21 protein-coding genes are annotated in these 17,484 nt (G+C 46.4%); 20 read left to right on the top strand and 1 reads right to left on the bottom strand.

What is annotated here, in order from left to right:
• Positions 1 to 8: 8 nt before the first annotated feature.
• The 6 genes from BXP28_RS16300 to BXP28_RS16275 all read left to right on the top strand — a co-directional run bounded on the left by BXP28_RS16300 (position 9) and on the right by BXP28_RS16275 (position 6,535).
• Positions 9 to 1,196 carry a sensor histidine kinase gene (locus BXP28_RS16300; protein ID WP_023485070.1) on the top strand — a complete coding sequence of 396 codons (1,188 nt, stop codon included), beginning with the start codon at positions 9 to 11 and terminating at the stop codon, positions 1,194 to 1,196.
• Positions 1,168 to 1,893 (top strand): response regulator, encoded by a 726-nt coding sequence (locus BXP28_RS16295; RefSeq protein ID WP_036655727.1) that lies wholly within the window; start codon positions 1,168 to 1,170, stop codon positions 1,891 to 1,893. Before BXP28_RS16300 ends, BXP28_RS16295 begins: the two co-directional genes overlap by 29 nt.
• A 51-nt stretch (positions 1,894 to 1,944) precedes the next feature.
• Positions 1,945 to 2,346, top strand: a complete 402-nt coding sequence (locus BXP28_RS16290) for a hypothetical protein (protein WP_024092901.1) — start codon at positions 1,945 to 1,947, stop codon at positions 2,344 to 2,346.
• 48 nt (positions 2,347 to 2,394) lie between these two features.
• Positions 2,395 to 4,299, top strand: a complete 1,905-nt coding sequence (locus tag BXP28_RS16285; protein ID WP_023485073.1) for a helicase-related protein — start codon at positions 2,395 to 2,397, stop codon at positions 4,297 to 4,299.
• Positions 4,296 to 5,081 carry a ComFC family protein gene (locus BXP28_RS16280; protein WP_023485074.1) on the top strand — a complete coding sequence of 262 codons (786 nt, stop codon included), beginning with the start codon at positions 4,296 to 4,298 and terminating at the stop codon, positions 5,079 to 5,081. The genes BXP28_RS16285 and BXP28_RS16280 overlap by 4 nt, the downstream gene beginning before the upstream one ends.
• A gap of 95 nt (positions 5,082 to 5,176) precedes the next feature.
• Positions 5,177 to 6,535, top strand: coding sequence for a hypothetical protein (locus BXP28_RS16275; protein WP_024092903.1), 1,359 nt, complete (start codon positions 5,177 to 5,179; stop codon positions 6,533 to 6,535).
• Positions 6,536 to 6,955: 420 nt separating this feature from the next.
• Here BXP28_RS16275 and BXP28_RS16270 read toward each other — a convergent pair whose 3' ends face one another.
• Positions 6,956 to 7,699 carry a thioesterase II family protein gene (locus BXP28_RS16270; RefSeq protein WP_023485076.1) on the bottom strand — a complete coding sequence of 248 codons (744 nt, stop codon included), beginning with the start codon at positions 7,697 to 7,699 and terminating at the stop codon, positions 6,956 to 6,958.
• 301 nt (positions 7,700 to 8,000) lie between these two features.
• Between BXP28_RS16270 and BXP28_RS16265 the strand changes: the two genes are divergently transcribed.
• The 14 genes from BXP28_RS16265 to csrA all read left to right on the top strand — a co-directional run bounded on the left by BXP28_RS16265 (position 8,001) and on the right by csrA (position 17,459).
• Positions 8,001 to 9,344, top strand: coding sequence for a right-handed parallel beta-helix repeat-containing protein (locus BXP28_RS16265; protein WP_024092905.1), 1,344 nt, complete (start codon positions 8,001 to 8,003; stop codon positions 9,342 to 9,344).
• On the top strand, positions 9,314 to 10,000 hold the full coding sequence (locus BXP28_RS16260) for a nitrous oxide reductase accessory protein NosL (RefSeq protein WP_226989782.1): 687 nt from the start codon (positions 9,314 to 9,316) through the stop codon (positions 9,998 to 10,000). The genes BXP28_RS16265 and BXP28_RS16260 overlap by 31 nt, the downstream gene beginning before the upstream one ends.
• A gap of 32 nt (positions 10,001 to 10,032) precedes the next feature.
• The gene (locus BXP28_RS16255) at positions 10,033 to 10,851 is read left to right on the top strand and encodes an ABC transporter permease (RefSeq protein WP_023485079.1); all 819 of its coding nucleotides are present in this window, start codon (positions 10,033 to 10,035) and stop codon (positions 10,849 to 10,851) included.
• Complete coding sequence (locus BXP28_RS16250; RefSeq protein WP_023485080.1) at positions 10,844 to 11,611, top strand: ABC transporter ATP-binding protein; 768 nt, start codon at positions 10,844 to 10,846, stop codon at positions 11,609 to 11,611. Before BXP28_RS16255 ends, BXP28_RS16250 begins: the two co-directional genes overlap by 8 nt.
• Complete coding sequence (locus BXP28_RS16245; protein WP_024092908.1) at positions 11,608 to 12,018, top strand: hypothetical protein; 411 nt, start codon at positions 11,608 to 11,610, stop codon at positions 12,016 to 12,018. The genes BXP28_RS16250 and BXP28_RS16245 overlap by 4 nt, the downstream gene beginning before the upstream one ends.
• A 210-nt stretch (positions 12,019 to 12,228) precedes the next feature.
• On the top strand, positions 12,229 to 12,642 hold the full coding sequence (locus BXP28_RS16240; protein WP_036657321.1) for a TIGR03826 family flagellar region protein: 414 nt from the start codon (positions 12,229 to 12,231) through the stop codon (positions 12,640 to 12,642).
• Between the two features lie 200 nt (positions 12,643 to 12,842).
• Complete coding sequence (gene flgM, locus BXP28_RS24485) at positions 12,843 to 13,010, top strand: flagellar biosynthesis anti-sigma factor FlgM (protein WP_235430675.1); 168 nt, start codon at positions 12,843 to 12,845, stop codon at positions 13,008 to 13,010.
• Positions 13,011 to 13,042: 32 nt separating this feature from the next.
• Complete coding sequence (locus BXP28_RS16230) at positions 13,043 to 13,546, top strand: flagellar protein FlgN (protein ID WP_023485083.1); 504 nt, start codon at positions 13,043 to 13,045, stop codon at positions 13,544 to 13,546.
• Between the two features lie 13 nt (positions 13,547 to 13,559).
• Positions 13,560 to 15,119 carry a flagellar hook-associated protein FlgK gene (gene flgK / locus BXP28_RS16225; RefSeq protein WP_036655729.1) on the top strand — a complete coding sequence of 520 codons (1,560 nt, stop codon included), beginning with the start codon at positions 13,560 to 13,562 and terminating at the stop codon, positions 15,117 to 15,119.
• Positions 15,120 to 15,138: 19 nt separating this feature from the next.
• The gene (locus BXP28_RS24480; protein WP_237088869.1) at positions 15,139 to 15,468 is read left to right on the top strand and encodes a flagellin N-terminal helical domain-containing protein; all 330 of its coding nucleotides are present in this window, start codon (positions 15,139 to 15,141) and stop codon (positions 15,466 to 15,468) included.
• Complete coding sequence (locus BXP28_RS24475) at positions 15,465 to 16,037, top strand: flagellin (protein WP_237088870.1); 573 nt, start codon at positions 15,465 to 15,467, stop codon at positions 16,035 to 16,037. The genes BXP28_RS24480 and BXP28_RS24475 overlap by 4 nt, the downstream gene beginning before the upstream one ends.
• A gap of 10 nt (positions 16,038 to 16,047) precedes the next feature.
• Positions 16,048 to 16,608 carry a DUF6470 family protein gene (locus BXP28_RS16215; protein ID WP_036655731.1) on the top strand — a complete coding sequence of 187 codons (561 nt, stop codon included), beginning with the start codon at positions 16,048 to 16,050 and terminating at the stop codon, positions 16,606 to 16,608.
• 107 nt (positions 16,609 to 16,715) lie between these two features.
• The gene (gene fliW, locus BXP28_RS16210) at positions 16,716 to 17,171 is read left to right on the top strand and encodes a flagellar assembly protein FliW (protein ID WP_036655733.1); all 456 of its coding nucleotides are present in this window, start codon (positions 16,716 to 16,718) and stop codon (positions 17,169 to 17,171) included.
• 6 nt (positions 17,172 to 17,177) lie between these two features.
• Entirely contained in the window at positions 17,178 to 17,459 is a 282-nt protein-coding gene (csrA, locus tag BXP28_RS16205; protein WP_023485088.1) for a carbon storage regulator CsrA, read from the top strand.
• Positions 17,460 to 17,484: the final 25 nt, after the last annotated feature.

The raw sequence follows: 17,484 nt of genomic DNA, 5'->3' as shown, positions 1-17,484 counted from the left end.
GAAGAAGCTTGCAGGTAGACGCTTTAGACCGCGTAATTAAAAATGCACTGTCTGTTATGGAAGACAGCAAGTATCAGGTGTTTGAAATTTGCGAGAGTACGCGCAGGGAAAGGGAGTCTCTTGCGGCTGAGCTTCAGTATGTAATTGAAGAAGTCCAGCGGACCATCGATCAGGTGGATGGGCTGGAGAAAGATTACAAGAAATCCAGAATCCGTCTTACAGAAGTGAGCAGGGACTTTGACCGTTATCAAGAGCATGATATTAAAGTAGCCTACGACGCGGCAATATCCATTCAACTGCAGCTGACGGTGGCACGGGAAAAGGAAAACCATCTTAAAGCCAGACGCAATGATATTCAAAAGCGCATTAAGAATGTGGACCGCCAACTGGAGAGAGCCGAGATGATTGTGTCCCAGATGAATGTTGTGCTTGAGTATCTGTCCGGTGATCTCAATCAGGTTACACGAATTCTGGAATCGGTCAAAAACCGGCAACTGCTCGGATTGAAAATTATTTTGGCTCAGGAAGATGAACGCAAGCGCATTGCCCGCGAGATTCATGACGGGATGGCCCAGACAATGGCCAATGTAGTGCTTCGGACCGAGATTGCCGGGCGGATGCTGGACAAAGAGGAGTTTGATCTTGCCCGGGAAGAACTGGTTGATCTGAAAAGCCAGGTCCGCAGCGGTTTGGAAGAAGTCAGAAAAATTATTTTTAACCTCCGGCCTATGGCCTTGGACGATCTGGGACTTGTGCCTACGCTCCGCAAGTTTGTGCAGGATTTTGAGGAAAAGACGAAAATCCTTACTAAATTTGATTTTACAGGCAAGGAAAGTCGGCTGCCTTCCGGGATGGAAGTGGCTGTTTTCCGTCTGGTGCAGGAGGCTTTCTCCAATACTTTTAAGCATGCCAACGCTTCTTATGTATCGCTTGAGCTTGCTTTTAATCAAGATCATGTGACGATCACTATCACTGACAATGGGGTCGGGTTTGATGTAGAAATCACAGAGCAAAAAATCGCAAAAGGGAATAATTTTGGCATCTTGGGTATGCGGGAGCGTCTCCAGCTCCTGGAGGGTACAATGAACATATTCTCCAAAAAGAATGTGGGAACCAAAATCAAGATGCATATTCCCATTCGTTCTGAGAATAAGGAGGACGTAATAAATGGACTACCAGGGAAGCCCCAAACCTAATCGTGTGAAGCTGATCCTTGCGGATGATCACCAATTGTTCCGTGAGGGACTCAAGCGTATTATTAACATGGAAGATGATATGGAAGTAGTCGGTGAATGCGGTGACGGTATTCAGGTCATCGAACTTTGCAATGAAATTCAGCCTGACGTTGTGCTGATGGATATCAACATGCCGCTCGAGAACGGTGTTGTGGCTACAGAACGGCTGAAGCTGATTTTCCCGGACATCAAGATTATTATCCTGTCTATTCATGACGACGAAAGTTATGTATTTGAAACACTGCGAAAGGGGGCTTCGGGTTATTTACTCAAAGATATGGAGGCAGAGTCTCTGATTAATGCGATCCGTTCGGTCGTGGCAGGTCATGCCTATATTCATCCTAAAGTAACCGGCAAGCTGATCAATCAGCTTCGCAGGATGACCTACCTGGATCATACCGGCGTAGCCGGAGGTAATCCGGCCCATGATTCTGCACTGAGATACATTGATTCTCCAAGCAGCCCTCTAACAAAACGGGAAGCGGAAGTTCTCCGCTTGATGGCAGAGGGACGCAGCAACAAATCCATTGGGGAGTATTTGTACATAAGTGAGAAGACAGTGAAAAATCACGTGAGCAGTATCCTGCAGAAAATGGAAGTGGATGACCGTACCCAAGCAGTGATTATCGCGATCAAAAATGGCTGGGTGACTTTATAGGAACCTCCCCTCCCTTATGCGCATATACTATGCATGAGGGAGGGAGTTGCCATGTGGATCGGACTCTTATGGATCATAGGCTGCTATGGACTTAGTGTTGCCATTCTTCATCTTATTTTTGGCCTCACCAAAGCTAAACCCCGCCAAAGTTCCCATTTTTTATTGATTACTAAAAATAATGGTCTGCATATCGAATGGTATATCCGCTCACTGCATGTATTCTCCTGGCTAAGGGGAAGGCAGGTGAAGGTCACCATTCTGGACGAAGGCTCAACCGATGATACGCTGCCCATTCTTGAACGTATGGCCGGGCAAGCCCGTATCGAACTGGAATTTCTCGCTTCAGGCACCTCTACGGAAGAGTGGCTTAGCCAATTTGAAGAGGGGGAAATACGCGTAATCCCTTTGAGCGGACGCGAGTATCTCGTAGAAATGCAGTTATGCGAGTCGTAATCGTTTTCAAACGAATATGGAATATCCTATTAAGAAAAAGGTGAAGCCTTGAAAGCCAAGCTGTATGCCGTGGAAACAGCGGCCTCATGCCGTTGGTATGTAACACTGGATGAGCAAGTGGATGCGGCTTATTGGTTCAGGCAATATGGGGACCTTACGGTACTCCGTTTGCTGGAACCTTCCCTGTCTTTTGGACAAGCCAGTGCCCTTTTACCCGTTTTGCAACAGGAACTGCCCGCTATTTCGGCACTATTGCCGCCAAAACGTGCTTCGCATGGAAAAGCATTCCCCGAACTACCCAATGCCCGGATGATTCCTTCATCCACCTTAATTGATTCCAACACGCTAACATCCCGTCTCTTTCATCTTATTCAATCTGCGGCCAAGACATGCCATCTTGCCTCTTGCCGTCCGGGGCAATTCCGCTTCCATAACGTGACGTTTGCCCGCTGGGCGAATCAAGACAATGAGGTTCCCTTCTTAAGTCAAGACGTATATACCCGGATTGTAAGGGGCTGGGAAGGGCGTGCCCTGCTTCCGGAGGAAGCGGAACAACTGGTTCAAACAGTCCATGGAAAAGGCGTCTTGGACGGTTGCTCTCCCGGTCTTCCCAAGAACAGAACCTCCAGCGTATCCTGGTGCAGCTATATCCAATTGGCGTGGCTCCAGGGTGATCTTGCCTGGGCAAGCGGCCTGGAAGCTGCGGAGCGGAGGAGCCTGCCGCATTTCTGGAAAGCGGAGAGACAATATACTTGCAGAAGATGCGGAAGCGGAAAGGACAAGCTGGTATGGACTTCTTGTCCTTACTGCCGGACGAAATGCCCGTATTGCAGCGAATGCCTGGGAATGGGACGCGTACGCTTCTGTTCCCCGCTCATTTATGGGGGGAAGCAATCATCTGTGACGTCTGGAGCCAAGTTAACCGGTGCAGGAGTCACCCCGGAGGATAAGGGGAGCGGTACAAAGGGGGACTGGAAGCTGAGCGAGGCCCAGTCTGCCGCTTCCGCCGAAGCGGTTCGGTTTCTGGACCGCAGAAGAAAGAATACTGCGGATAGGCAGCCGGACCGGTTTCTGATCTGGGCCGTAACGGGAGCGGGAAAGACCGAGATGATTTTCCCTCTTATAGCGCATGAACTGGCCCGTGGGGGGCGTGTCTTAATCGCTACTCCCAGGCGGGATGTGGTGCTGGAGTTGGCCCCGCGTATCGCGAAAGCTTTCGCCGGGGTGGAATTGGCCGTGCTCTACGGCGGAAGCACGGACCGCTGGGAACGAGGAGCCCTCACCATCGCCACCACTCATCAGCTCCTGCGTTTCACGCAGGCGTTTGACCTTGTGGTGATCGACGAACTGGACGCGTTCCCCTACCACAAGAACCCCGTGCCGCTGCTGCTGGCCGCGCCCCCACTGCGCAGCATGCTCGCTGCGCACAAGCTCTCCGCGCCGCTGGTGAAGAAGCTGGAAGCTTCGCTGAAGCGCGGCGCGCAGGTGTTTGTGTTCGTCCCGAACATCCGCTCCGTGGAGCCGCTGGTGCACCTGCTTCGGCAGGTGCTTGGACCGCTTCACGGGGGACGGGGAGGGACGAACACGAGGAAGTGCCCTGTCCCGTGGATACAGGGCACTTCCTCGAAGGACCCGCACCGGACGGAGAAGGTGCGGGACTTCCGGGACGGCGCCACCCGGGTGCTGATGACGACGACCATTCTGGAACGCGGCGTTACGGTCCCGAGGACCGACGCGTTCATCCTGGATGCGGATTCCCGCCTGTTCGACGCAGCCGCCCTGGTTCAAATGTCGGGCCGGGTGGGGCGTTCCAAGGACGACCCGGCGGGAACGGTCTGTTTCGTGGCGAAGGAGAAGACAAGCTCACAGAAGGAGGCCATCCGCCAGATAGCCATGATGAATGCCCAGGCCAAGAAGCAAGGATATCTGATCGATAAAGGGGGGAGAACATGAACGGACTTGAACAAAGCCGGTTCGCAAAAGTATGGAAGAAAGTGTTGTCAGCCGCGCAGGGGCTGCTTTCACCGCGGGTTTCCGCCTGTCCGGGCTGTAATCAGCCTGCCGTATTGAATACCCGCCAGATGGGCCTATGCCAAATCTGCTATACGGGAATTCCCTGGATTCGTGAAGTCATATGTCCGATATGCGGGCGTTATGAAGAGTGCGGGGATTGTTTGCGAAGAGAGGAGACCTGCTTTATAAGAAACCGGAGTGCCGTCCGCTATGACGAAAGTATGAAGGAACTGCTTGCCCGTTACAAATACCGGGGAGATGAGCAATTAAGCAGTCTGTTTGGAGAAATGCTGTTGTTTGCATATTTTTTGCATCAGGAGGAGAACCGGAACTTGGCTGCTTCCAAGGCTTCCCCTCCCCGGGTGGTAACCTATGTGCCGTTAAGCGGGCAAAGGTTGCTGGAACGGGGGTTTAACCAGGCGGAGCAAATGGCTAAAGCGCTTGGGAAAAACCTGGAACTTCCCGTTGTCCCACTGCTTGTTCGCAGCCGTCATACGGATAAGCAAAGTCAGAAGACACGCAGAGGGCGTCTGGAGGATGTACAGGGATCGTTCGAACTGGATGAGCGGGTATGTTCTCTCATGCCTGCCTTTTTTCGTTCAGGGTTTGATCTCTACCTTGTGGATGATGTTTACACGACTGGCAGTACGATGAATGAATGTGCAAAAGTCCTGCGGGCCAAACTGCCCGCACGGGTGTTTGGTCTGACTTGGGCCAGGTAATTTGGAATAAAAAGAATGGAAAAGCAATTCCGGTTCCCTTTTGTAAAAATATTCCTTGCCATGATATAATAACGATAGGTTATAGGGGGAGTGTTATGAAAAATAGGATTGTGCTGCGTGCTGAACTTGAAAAAACGATAGCCGAAACAGGCTGTACGTTATCCAGGCTTTCCGAACTGGGAGGGGCCGCCGTCGGAAATCTAAGTGCCAGTCTGCGGGGGAGATCGCTGCGGCCTATTACGGTTAAACAACTGGACGCACTTACGAAGGTGCTTGGCCAGCCTGAAGGCCACTACTATGATTTGTACCTCGCGGAATGTTTTTATAAAGGCAGGGTAGCTAGGGCCAGAATGGAACCTTTCTTGGTCCGCTGTGCCCAACTTGGCAGGAATGAACTGATTACCAAAGCCATTCACTTATTGGTAGAACATCCCAAGTTTCCGGAACTCCTGTTTTCTGTAGCCGAAAAGTTATATTTGGGCGGTTTTGTTAAAGAATCGGTCCCCTTTTACGAAGAAGTGATTGAAGGCGAAAAGTATAACCATTCCGAGCGTCTGGCTATCAGCCACTATAGAATCTTTAGGGCCAAAATAGGACCGGATGCCGAAGAGAACTACAAGGCCTTGATCCGCTTTGAGGCTTTTCGCAATAAACTCCCTGAACATTTCCATCTGGATGCCTTATTGCATCTGGCAAAAGTTTGTTACTCATTACAAAAATGGACCATGGTTGAGCAATTTGCAGATGAATTAAGGATATTAACGACGATAGCATGCCAAAACGGGCTGAGAAGGCAGTATAATAGAAGGGTAGAAGAAATGCCTAGTCCCGAAAGACATCTTGTTGTCTATTATGGACAAGCTTACTTATTGTTAAGTGCGGCTTTAATTGAACAAAAACGTTATGGGGAATCCAAAAAATACATACAGGAATACGAAGACCTTACTTGGTTTGAACCATTGGATGAGTTGGGCAAAAAAGAAATGGAGAAGCTGCACTTATGGGCCAAGGCCAATAAATATATAGTGGATATACTGAGTGGAAACAGAACAAAGCTCCATGAATACGTGGATTTCCTTGCACAACATTCAAATGAGGTAGAAGATGGACTTTTAGTAATATTGGAAAGTGCAAATAAATATGAATATAACATAGACCCTGTTCTTGATAAATTCTCAAAAGCTTATTCCACTTATAACAATAGGAATGTCGTTCATACACATCGCTATTTTAGGTTTTGCTACCAGAAAGCCATATATAATTTTAAGCAGAGACGTATTAAAGAAGGTTTGGACCAAATTTTATACTGTCTTTCTTTGTCTATCGCAACACATAAAAATTCAGATACAGTCAATTGCTCAGCCCAGTTCCTTAAGTATATGGAGCATGCATCGGGATCTCAAAAGAATGACTTTATAATTATGATGAAAGGGGTATTGGAAGATGAAAATTAAGAAATACGTACCATCTGTTGCGTTGGCTCTTGTAATGCTTAGTGGTCTATGTGTTAATCAGCAAGATCATTCAGTCAAAACAAGCCCGGTTGATCCCCCAATATTCTTTATTTATTTCGTACACGGAACTGGAGATTAAAAAATAAAAAGGACTCCTTCGGGAGTTTTTTCTTTACCACAATTTTAACATAGGTTTGTTATGGTACTTCCCTTTAATCTATTAGAAAATAGAGAAGCGAGGGGTTAAACGACATGACATCTCCTGCTTCTATTTATCAACCAAAAGTTAATTCCAGTGTCTTAGCAGATGAGTATTTATATAAAACGATCAGGGAGAAATTTTTGAAATCAGTACTTTAAATTAAAAAATGGTCTAGTCGGTTCGGTTACGACTAGGCCATTTTTCATTGCAATCATTTTTTAGTATTGTTCTGTGGTTGTCAAATTGCTGTCAGAGGAAAGCGATAGAAAAAGTAACTGCTGCCAGATGTATTGGCACAATTCTTTGGTATGGTCATGGAGATAAAAATGCTCTCCCTCAAACCATTTCACCGTGTATGGCTTCGATGTGAACCGACTCCATCCTTCGATCTCAAGCAAATCTATAAAAGAGTCCTGTTTTCCGTTAAGAATAAAAAACGGACAGTCCAGTGGCGTATCCCGTTGACAATGATAGATCTCAACCAATTTGAAGTCATTCCGAATAATCGGCAGAAAAAGTTCAATCAACTCGCTGTTCTCGCATAACTCCGGCGGGGTGCCGCCCATCTTGATAACCTCCTGCAAAAGCTCTTGTTCAGGCAAATTATGATACACCCGCTTCTCTTTGGAGTCAGGGGAGTCTCTGCCCGACAGAAATAGAGAAACCGGCAACGGGTACCCTTGTTTTACTAATTCGTGAGTCACCTCCAGAGCCAGCAAACTTCCCATACTGTGTCCAAAAATAGCATAAGGAACAGATATTCCGTATGCTTCCATACTCTTTATTAAATCAGGAACCATGGACTGGACAGAGTTTATCAAGGATTCCTTGTACCGCCTTCCTCTTCCGGGCAGCTCTAATGGGTAAATTTGAACTTCCGGGGGCATAAGTTTTTTCCAATTCAAATAAACAGATGCGGATCCTCCGGCATAGGGCAGCATAAACAGTTTTGTACTCTTCATGGCTCATCTCCAACATTTTTTTCTCAAAATACCATTATGTAACATATTAAACCATGGCTTAAAATTTGTCTATGATCAAGTTCGGTTTCCATTCGCAGTTATACTTCTTTACTTCAGTACTAGACCAAACCATCATAACCCCCATGCAATAATTTTCTTAACAATCCTTCCATTTGTCATGATATTGTCACGAAAGTAGCCCGGTTGAGTCATACTCTGCTTAAAGGGCTTTTTTTACAATATAGGAAAGAACAAGTGTTTACCATTGGGCAATTTTTCCGGGAAGGAGAGGGATTCATTCATGAGGCGTTCTTTATTGGGACAGGCAGCAAGAACAGGCTGGCTGCTTCTTCTTATGTTGTTCTTGCTTCCGATACATGAATCTGCTGTGGCAGCTGAAGATAGCGGGCTATCCCTTCAACAGAGACTGGATAGCGCTTTTAAAGGTGAAACCATCCGTATCCCCCCGGGACGTTATCAAGGCTCTTTCGTAATCCGTAAACCGCTTCGTCTGGAAGCGGAGGGGGAGGTGGTTCTGGTTGCTGACTCTGCCAAACCTCCGTTGACGATTCAAACGAACGGTGCCGTAGTGAAAGGCCTTCAGCTTGAGACCGCCTTTGCTGAAACGGAAGACTCGGCTCTATGGATGGAGGGATCAGGTAACGAGGTATCGGAACTGAATATCCGGACCTCCGGAACCGGAGTGCAGCTAAGAAATGCCCTTGAAAATATGCTCACCGGCATCGGGATAACCCGGATTTCCGGGGTTAACGGCGGTGGAGAAGCACAAAGAGGCAATGGTATCGATGCAAGGGAATCGCATGGCAATTTCATCCGAAACTGCTTCGTAACCAATATGTTTGATGGGATTTATCTGGAGAATAGCGACCATAACGAGGTAAGGGAATCTGCAGTTTCCATGTCCCGGTACGGGTATCATCTGATGTTCAGCAAGGGGAACCGCTTGGTGAATAACTCCGGGGACCGCAATGTAACAGGAGCTATGGTGATGACTTCGGAAGATGCTGTGGTTACGGGAAACCGGTGGATCAAACAATCGGAAAGTGTAAATTCACAAGGTCTGCTGCTCTATGACGTTAAAGGATCACGTTTTGCCGGAAATGAAGTGGAAGGGAACCGCGTAGGGATGTACATAGAGCTTTCCGATGAAAATGAGCTGACGGACAATGTGGTCCGAAGCAATTTTATCGGCATCCAGATCAAGCATGGAAGTCATAACCGCATTCAGGAGAATAGTTTCCTGAGCAACGTGTTTCAGGCAGAAGCCCAGGAAAGTAGTGAAAACCAGGTATCCCGCAACTACTGGGATGCTTTCAAGGGGCTGGATACCAGGGGGACGGGTTTCAGCTCGATCGCTTTTCAGGTGAATCCTTTTTATTACACGCTAACGGATGAAACTCCGGCTTTTCAGCTGTTTTTCCAGTCTCCCGGGTTGGCACTGCTGGAGCAGATGATGGATTCCGGCTTATCGGAACAATCGTTTACGGATACGGCTCCTGCGATGGGCCCGCTGCATGAGAGCGTACCGGTACCTTTACCAGGATGGGGGGCACTTGTATTAAGCCTGCTTTTGGCAGGAGGAAGCTTTTGGATATGGATAAAAATGGGGGTTCGATCAAAATGAAAAAAATAGGGATATTTATCTTGACAGCGGTTGTATGTCTGGCAGTTTCGGCGTGCGGGTCCAAGCTGCCTGAACCGGCAGATATTGTAGAAGGCGTAGATAAATGCGAGATTTGCAATATGCAGGTGGCCAATAATCAGCATGCCACCCAGATCATTTTAAACGATGGAAAAATATTGAAATTTGATGACCTCGGTGATATGTACGCCTGGATCAAGAAAAACGGCAAAGGGAAGATCAAGGTCCAGTATGTGAGGGATTTCCATTCCAAGGAATGGATTAATGCCAAAGAAGCTTCCTATTTATATGATCAGGAATTCCAGACTCCGATGGCTTTCGGTGTGCTCTCTTTTAAGGACAAAAACGGGGCAGAATCCTATCAGAAAGAACAGCAGAAAGGCAAACTGCTTACCTATGAGGATCTGGACAAGCATAGCTGGGAACCAAACCGTGAGATGATGAAAAAGATGAAGGAAGAACATGGTGGTGGTCATGAACATAAGGACGGAGAGCAGGGACACCAGGATCACGGTAAGCAGGACGGGGAACATGGCGGTCAGGATAACAATCACAAAGAGGATACTGCAAATCGGGGAGATAGCCATCATACTCAGGATGCCGGACAATCAGGTAAAGAGCACGGTGGATATGAATAAGTTGATGAATCAAGAAGCGGGAGGGTTCAGTGATGGACAGCTTGATTATCGCCAAACGGGAAATGAGGCTCGGGTTTCGTAACCCTTGGGCGTATACTTTTCTTGTTCTATTTACTGTATTCAGCCTTGCCCTGCTGCTGATTCAGTCGAGGCAGGCCTTTGAAGGCTACACCTATTCGACCGGATCGATGCTGCACCTTATTTTATATTTGCTTCCTTTAATGGCTTTGATGCTGGGTTCGTTTTCCGTAACCGGGGAGAGAGAAGAAGGGAGATGGACACTGCTTTCCACTTGTTCCCTCTCTACGGTACAATTTGTTTTAGGCAAGTATGCCGGCCTTGCTGGTGTGATTTGTGCCATACTCGCTTTTGGCTTCGGTTTTTCCGGATGCGTCAGCTATGTTATGGGAAGGGGGATTAATCCTTCTTGGCTGCTGTTCTTTTTCTTACTCTCTCTTGTACTTGTTTTGCTTTATCTGGGTATAGCGATGTTAATCGGAACCTGCTGTAAAAACCGGTGGCAAGCCCTGACGTTTTCGGTATGCGTATGGTTTATCACCATTTTGGCCTGGCCGACACTGCTTGTTTCCATTCTGGGGACTCTTCCTTATTTATGGATCAAGCCGGCCTTGGTGGGAGCCACGTTCTTCAATCCGGCTGAACTTACAAGGGTGTTTATGGTCATTCGAATGGGTGGAGGCTCTATTTTTGGTCCCGAATACTATCAGTGGATAGATTGGATACGTGCCTCCGGGGCTCCTTTTATATTCGGCGGCTTATGCCTGGCCTGGATTGGTGTTTGTCTGGGTATAGCCTGCCTGATCTGGGAAAGGAGGAGATTCCGTGAATGAATCCGGACTTTTGGTTCAACAGGTAAGCAAACAAATCGGGAAGAAAACGATTGTTCATCCGTGTTCACTAAAGGTGAGGCCCGGGGAAGTCCTTGCTTTGTGCGGAGGAAACGGAGCCGGAAAAAGCACTTTACTGCGTATGATGGCAGGTCTGCTGTCCCCTACTTCGGGGGATATTAAACTGAACGGTCTCGAGCCAAAAGCTGACCGCAAGGTTTATGCAAAGGCAATTGGATATATGCCGGACCATTATGAATTCGAGTCGTCTCTTACCGCCTCCGAAACCCTCCGTTTTTTTGCTGATCTGAAAAGGGTTGGCCAGGTTCGCATGGAAGCTGTTCTTAAAGCGGTTGGTTTATCGGAGGTCCGCCATGCGAAGGTATCCTCCTTATCCAAAGGCATGAACCAGCGGCTGCTTTTTGCCCAGGCTATGCTGGCTTCCCCTGTGTTAATGCTGCTGGATGAGCCCACTAACGGGCTCGATCCTTATTGGGCGGATGCTTTCGTATCTTTAATCCGGGAAGCTAAATCGGAGGGACAGGCGGTAGTGTTTTCCACTCATCATTTGCATATAGCGGAACAGATAGCCGACCAGGCGGCATTCTTGAAAGAAGGCCGTGTGGTTCATACCGGACCGCTAGCCTATTATCAGGAGCAGTATGGAGAGGCCGGATTACAGGGCGCTTTTAATGAGCTTTTCGGATTTGCGCTATCGCCGGAAAACACCTCTATGAATCTACAGAAAGAAGTGAGAAAATGAAACGATCCAATCGTTGGACCCGGATAATCGGGCTATTCATGCTTACAGTTTGTCTTGCTGTATTGGCGGCCTGTGGGAATGTGACGGGACCAGGCGGAGAAGACGCAGAAGCTAAAGCGGAAATCACCTTCACAACAGATCCGGCTTCTCCGAAAACTGGAACCCCCGTCAAACTCAAAGCAGATGTAAAAGGCTTAAGCAACTATATGGATGCGGCTGCCACTGTCCAGTTTGAGATTAAGCCTGCCGGAACGGAAAAGAGAGAACTGGTGAAGGCCGAGCGGCTCAAAAAAGGGGATTTTGAAGCGTCCAAAACGTTTACGGAAGCCGGAAAATACGAGATAATCGTACATTTTTATTCGTACGAGCTTCATCAATATCAGGAGCATACCATCGAAGTGAATTAATTTTGTTCTGCCCGCTGGACGATAAAATAGTTTCTTTTTGACTCTTTTTTTTGGGAGAAAACATTGCAAAAATAGGAAACTTAGGTAAACTAAAAGAGACTAGCATTTTGCATAATTCGATTGAACCATAGCCTCACAGGATGGATGCAAACTGCAGGGATAGAAACATTTTGGAGACGTCGTTGTAAGGGGGACTTTGGAACTATGGGCATGGATATTGCGAACTGTCCGGTATGCGGCAAAATTTTTGTAAAAGGAATCCGGGATATTTGCCCAAACTGTGTAAAGAAACAGGAAGAGCAATACGAGCGCTGTGCGGAATATTTACGCCAGCATAAAGGAATTACACTTTATGAGTTGAGTGAGGCCGTAGATGTGCCGGTACGGCAAATTACGAAATTCATCCGGGAGGGACGCATTTCCATCGAAAACGCCCCCAATATGTCCTACCCCTGTGAAGTATGCGGTGAGATGATCCGGGAAAATTCCATGTGCGAATCATGCCGGAGTCGTTTGATTAGGGACATGGCGCAAGCTTTGGAGGAAAAAAGGGAAAACTCCGCCTCATCCGGCCGTGAGTCGATTAAGTACAAAATCAGCGATCGTCTTGAAGACCGCCGCTAGTCCTGTTTTCAATTGAATATATAAAGTTTTCTAAGAACGATGCCGATAATAAATACAAAGATTATCGGTTTTTTCATTGTATGGATAATCGTATAGAGGTGAAACAAAATGAAAATTAACGATACCAACCGGGTTGGTGCTTTCAATCCATATGCACGTAATCAGGCCGCAAGCTCCCATGGCACATCCGGGAAAAAAGCATGGGTAAAGATGAAGTGCAGATATTAGCTGAAGCCAAAGAACTGCTGGATGCCCGGGAACCGGAACGGCAAAAACGTATTGAGGAATTGAAACAGGCTGTATCTGCAGGAACCTACCAGGTAGATGCTCGTAAATTGGCGGAAAAGCTTTTGCCCTTTATTAAATAAATGCTAAGAGATATGAAAGCAGGTGAATGCCCATGTCGATAGAAAAAATGGTTCATGTCATGGAGGGGCTGATTCGCCTTCACCGGGAACTGCTTGTCCTGGCCAGAGAGAAGACACCCGTGATTGTCAACAACCAGGTTGAAAAGCTCAACCTGATTGTCCATAAAGAGAACAAATTGCTCAGAGAAATGAATGAATTGAATCAGGAACGGATTCAGGCCACCGGCGAATATTTATTGGCCCGCGGTTACCGTCCTGACCCTAAAGTGACGATCCGGGATTTAAGCCGGCTTATTTTTAAAGCCGAAGAGAAGAAGGAGCTGATGGAACTTCAGGAGGAATTGATGGGGCTAATTGAGGAGCTTCGTCCGATCAATGAATTGAATCAGAAATCGATAGAACAATCGCTGGCTTTTATAAATTATTCGTTAGACTTATTCATCCAGACTCCGGAAGTGGAGGCTGTATACCGGAATCCGCAGGAGGCTTCAACTTCAGGTGTCACCTGTCTTGGAAGGTTTGATTCTAAAGCGTAAGGAGTGTTAGTAAATGAGATCCAGTTTTTTTGGCTTTGAAACAGCCAAACGAAGCATGCTAGCCAGTCAAAACGTATTAAATATTATCGGGCATAATATTTCGAACCAACACATTCCTGGTTACTCCAGGCAGCGTGTAAACTTAAATGCATCTATGCCCATTGAATATCCGGGAATTGGACATACCACAATTCCGGGACAGATGGGAACAGGCGTTGATATGCATTCCATTACCCGGATTCGTGACCGTTTTCTGGACGAACAATTTCGTAATGAATACAAAAATCTGGGAAATTGGGAAATTCAGAAAGATACTTTGGATAAGTTGGAAGGGATTTTTCCGGAGCCTTCAGATACCGGATTAAGAAAAGTCCTGGAAAACTTCTGGGATTCATGGGCGGAGTTTTCCAAAGACTCAGACAAAAATACCGGCAGAAAGCTGATTCGCCAGAACGCAATAGCACTTACAGAAGCCATAAACCAGGCCAGTAAACAGATTAAGGACATAAGCCAGGGTCTGGATAAGAGCTTAAATATGAAGATAGAAGATGTTAACTCTATACTGAAGACCATCTCAACCCTGAACAATGAGATCACTCGTGTGGAGAAGATGGGCGATCATGCGAATGATCTTCGTGACGAACGGGACAGGATGACTGACGAGTTGTCCAAAATGATGAATATTACCGTGTCGGAGGGACCGGAGGGTTACAACATCTCCATGGGCAAAGTTAATTTGCTATCTGGGACGGAGGTAAATCCGGTAACAAAGGAATCCATTGAAGAATCCTTTAAATCAGGGGATTTATCAAGCGGGGAACTTGCAGGTTTGATTACATCCAGGGATACTTATGTCCATGACTACAAAAAACAGCTTGACGATATTGCCAATACTATTGCAAACGGTGAAATTACGATTACGATTCCAAAGGGATCTGTACTCCCGGAAGGTACGGTGTTGGATGGAGTTACTTACACAGGGGCAAACCGCACACTAACCGAGGATTTGACCGTAACGGTCAAAGGGCTTAACGGCCTTCACCAGCTTGGATATATAAACGGGAACCCTCCTGAGGCCGGAGGGCCGTTCTTCACAACCAAGGACGGATCTGATGTGATTACAGCCGAGAATATTTGCCTGAATCCGGATATTATCAATGATCCGAATAAAATAGCGAGTTCTATGGCAACAGAAGGTACGGGGGCAGATGAGAAACTGATCAGCGGAAATAATACGCTAGCCAAACTTATGGCTCAATTAAAAGATACCAAGTTTACCTTTAGCGGGGCGGGGCGTGGGATTACAAACAGTACAATAAACGATTTCTATGGATCTTTAGTAGGACAGCTTGGTGTGCAATCTAAGGAAGCCACCAGACAGTATGAGAATGAAGGAAAACTGGTAGTGCAGGCAGATACTCGGCGAACATCTGTAAGTGGTGTAGTGGAACTGGAAGAAATGATGGAAATGGTAAAATACAATCATTCCTTTAATGCCGCAGCACGATTTATGACTACGTACGATGAAATACTGAATAAATTGATTAATGGAACCGGAACGGCAGGTCGGTAGGAATTAGGAGGTAAACGAGATGTCTATGCGTATCACGCAGGGAATGATGCATTCACAAATTAATCGAAACTTAAATTCGACTTTAAACAAACTGGCTGACATAACCATGCAAATAAATACCGGACGTAAACTGAACAAGCCATCGGACGATCCGATAGGGGTTACATATTCCGTTTATTACCGCAGTGAACTTACGGCTAATCAACAGTATAAGAAGAACGTCGAAGATGCTTTATCATGGTTTGATTTTAACGATAAAACTATCGGCCAATCAACGGATATTATGCATCGTCTTAAAGAACTGGCTACAAACGCGGCATCATCGGGGGAAAGTCCCCGGAAACATTGAACGGTATTAAAAAAGAAGTCAATGAATTGAAGGATGAGCTTTTGAATATCGCGAACAGCCGGTACAATGGCAGGTATGTATTTAACGGACAAAAGGTGGATCAAATGCCTTACACTGAAAAAACGGCTGCTTCAGCTTTTACCGATGCCGGTAAAATTATTTACGATATAGGTGCAGGTGTTCAAATTGATATCAATTATTCGGGTGGGGAAATTTTTGGAAATCCTGAAGATGAAGATCAAATTTTTAAAGTGTTGGAGGAATTTTCCCAGGCCCTGGAAAACGAAGATTACGATCAGGTTAACGCCCTGAGAGGCAAACTGGAAAGCCGTTTTGATAAAATGCAGTCGGTCCGTTCGGAAGTAGGGGCTAAGGTAAACCGTGTAGAACTGACCCGAGAAAGGCTGAAGGATCTTGAGACAAATTTAACCAGCCTACAGGCCAAGACAGAAGACGCCGACATTATTAAATTAATTTATGAAGAAAAGATACAGGAAAATTGTTATCAGACTTCTTTGGCAGTAGGGTCCAAAATCATTATGCCTTCTCTTGTGGATTTCATGAGGTGATCATTTCCTTATGATACCCATGATTGCGATGCACCAGGAACATGGCAGGATTGGAATGAATACGGAACCAGGACAATATGAGATCCGCCAGCATCAAGCGGATATGCAAATAAAGACCACTCCTGCCCATGTGGAAATCAGAAGTCCAAAGCCAGAGATGTATATTGATCAAAGCAAGGCTTGGGAAGCATTGAACGGGGGGAAACTTGTCCCTTTCCTGAACCATATTTATTCCCAAACCCCGCAAATTGTGCTGCAAGCTATTGCCAATATTGTAGAACGGGGAAATCGGTTGGCTGCTTTTCATAAAGGGAATGCCATTGCGGATATAGGTACAGAGTGGCGAAATGGCAGATCCAAAATAGATTATTTGGGTCCGGCCAGCTCAAATAACGTAGATATCTACTTTGTGGTAAATGAAAAACAGAAGGACGTAGTAGAAGGCGACTTCCAGTTGCAGGTTCGGGTGAATAAGCCGGAAATCAAGTACCACAGTGGAGAGTTGAGCATATGGATGGAGAAGTATCCTTCCCTTACAATCACTCCGCCTGTCGTTGATCTCAAGGCCTAGCAAGGTATCATTAAGCTGTACGGATGAACTTCCATTCCTGATTCATCTGTGTGGCTTTTTTGTAATTTTGGTTTGATGGAATCTGTCAAGAGTGAGGAGTGATGCCTGTGTTTTTAGAAACGTCCCGCTTTGGGGAAATTGAGCTGGAGGAAGAACATATTTATTCATTTGCAAAAGGAATCCCCGGTTTCGAGGAGTTTAGGCGATACATTCTGCTGGATATGAATAATACGCCCTTTTCCCACTTGCAGTCTGTAGAAAATGGGGATCTTGCTTTGGTTGTTGTGGATCCGTTTTCTTTTTATGCGAATTATGAGTTTATCCTTCCCGATACAGTCATGCAGGAATTGGACATTGAAAAATCGGAGCAGGTAGCGATTCGCTGTGTCGTTACGGTAAAACGCCGATTGGAGACAGCTACGGTAAATCTTTTGGCACCTCTCGTATTCAATGTGGAGAAACGGAAAGGAAAGCAGATCATTCTGCATCAGTCTGCTTATACGACTAAACATCCTTTACTCCCACCTGCCAGTCTAACCTCAGAAGCAAGGAAAGAGGGGTGACCCCAAATGTTGGTATTATCCCGAAGGAAAGGCGAATCCATCATTTTGCAGGAGAACATTGAAATTACAATTCTTCAGGTAGATTCTGATACGGTCAAAGTTGGTATAACGGCTCCCAAGGACGTGGACATTTTCCGTAAAGAGGTATACCTAGCCATCCAGGAGGCCAATACAGAATCCGCCCAGTATGCACTTGATATAAAGGAATTGAATGAAAAATTAAAAAAATTCTCAAGAGCTATTAAACTTTCTGAAAGGGATGTCGATAGTATAAGTAATGCTGATTGAAAGTCGGCCGACCTTCTGAGCAGCA

The organism is Paenibacillus larvae subsp. larvae (assembly GCF_002003265.1).
Classification (GTDB): Bacteria; Bacillota; Bacilli; order Paenibacillales; family NBRC-103111; genus Paenibacillus_H; species Paenibacillus_H larvae.
Note: the sequence above shows the minus strand (reverse complement) of the source record. Positions and strands in the feature narration are given on the sequence as shown.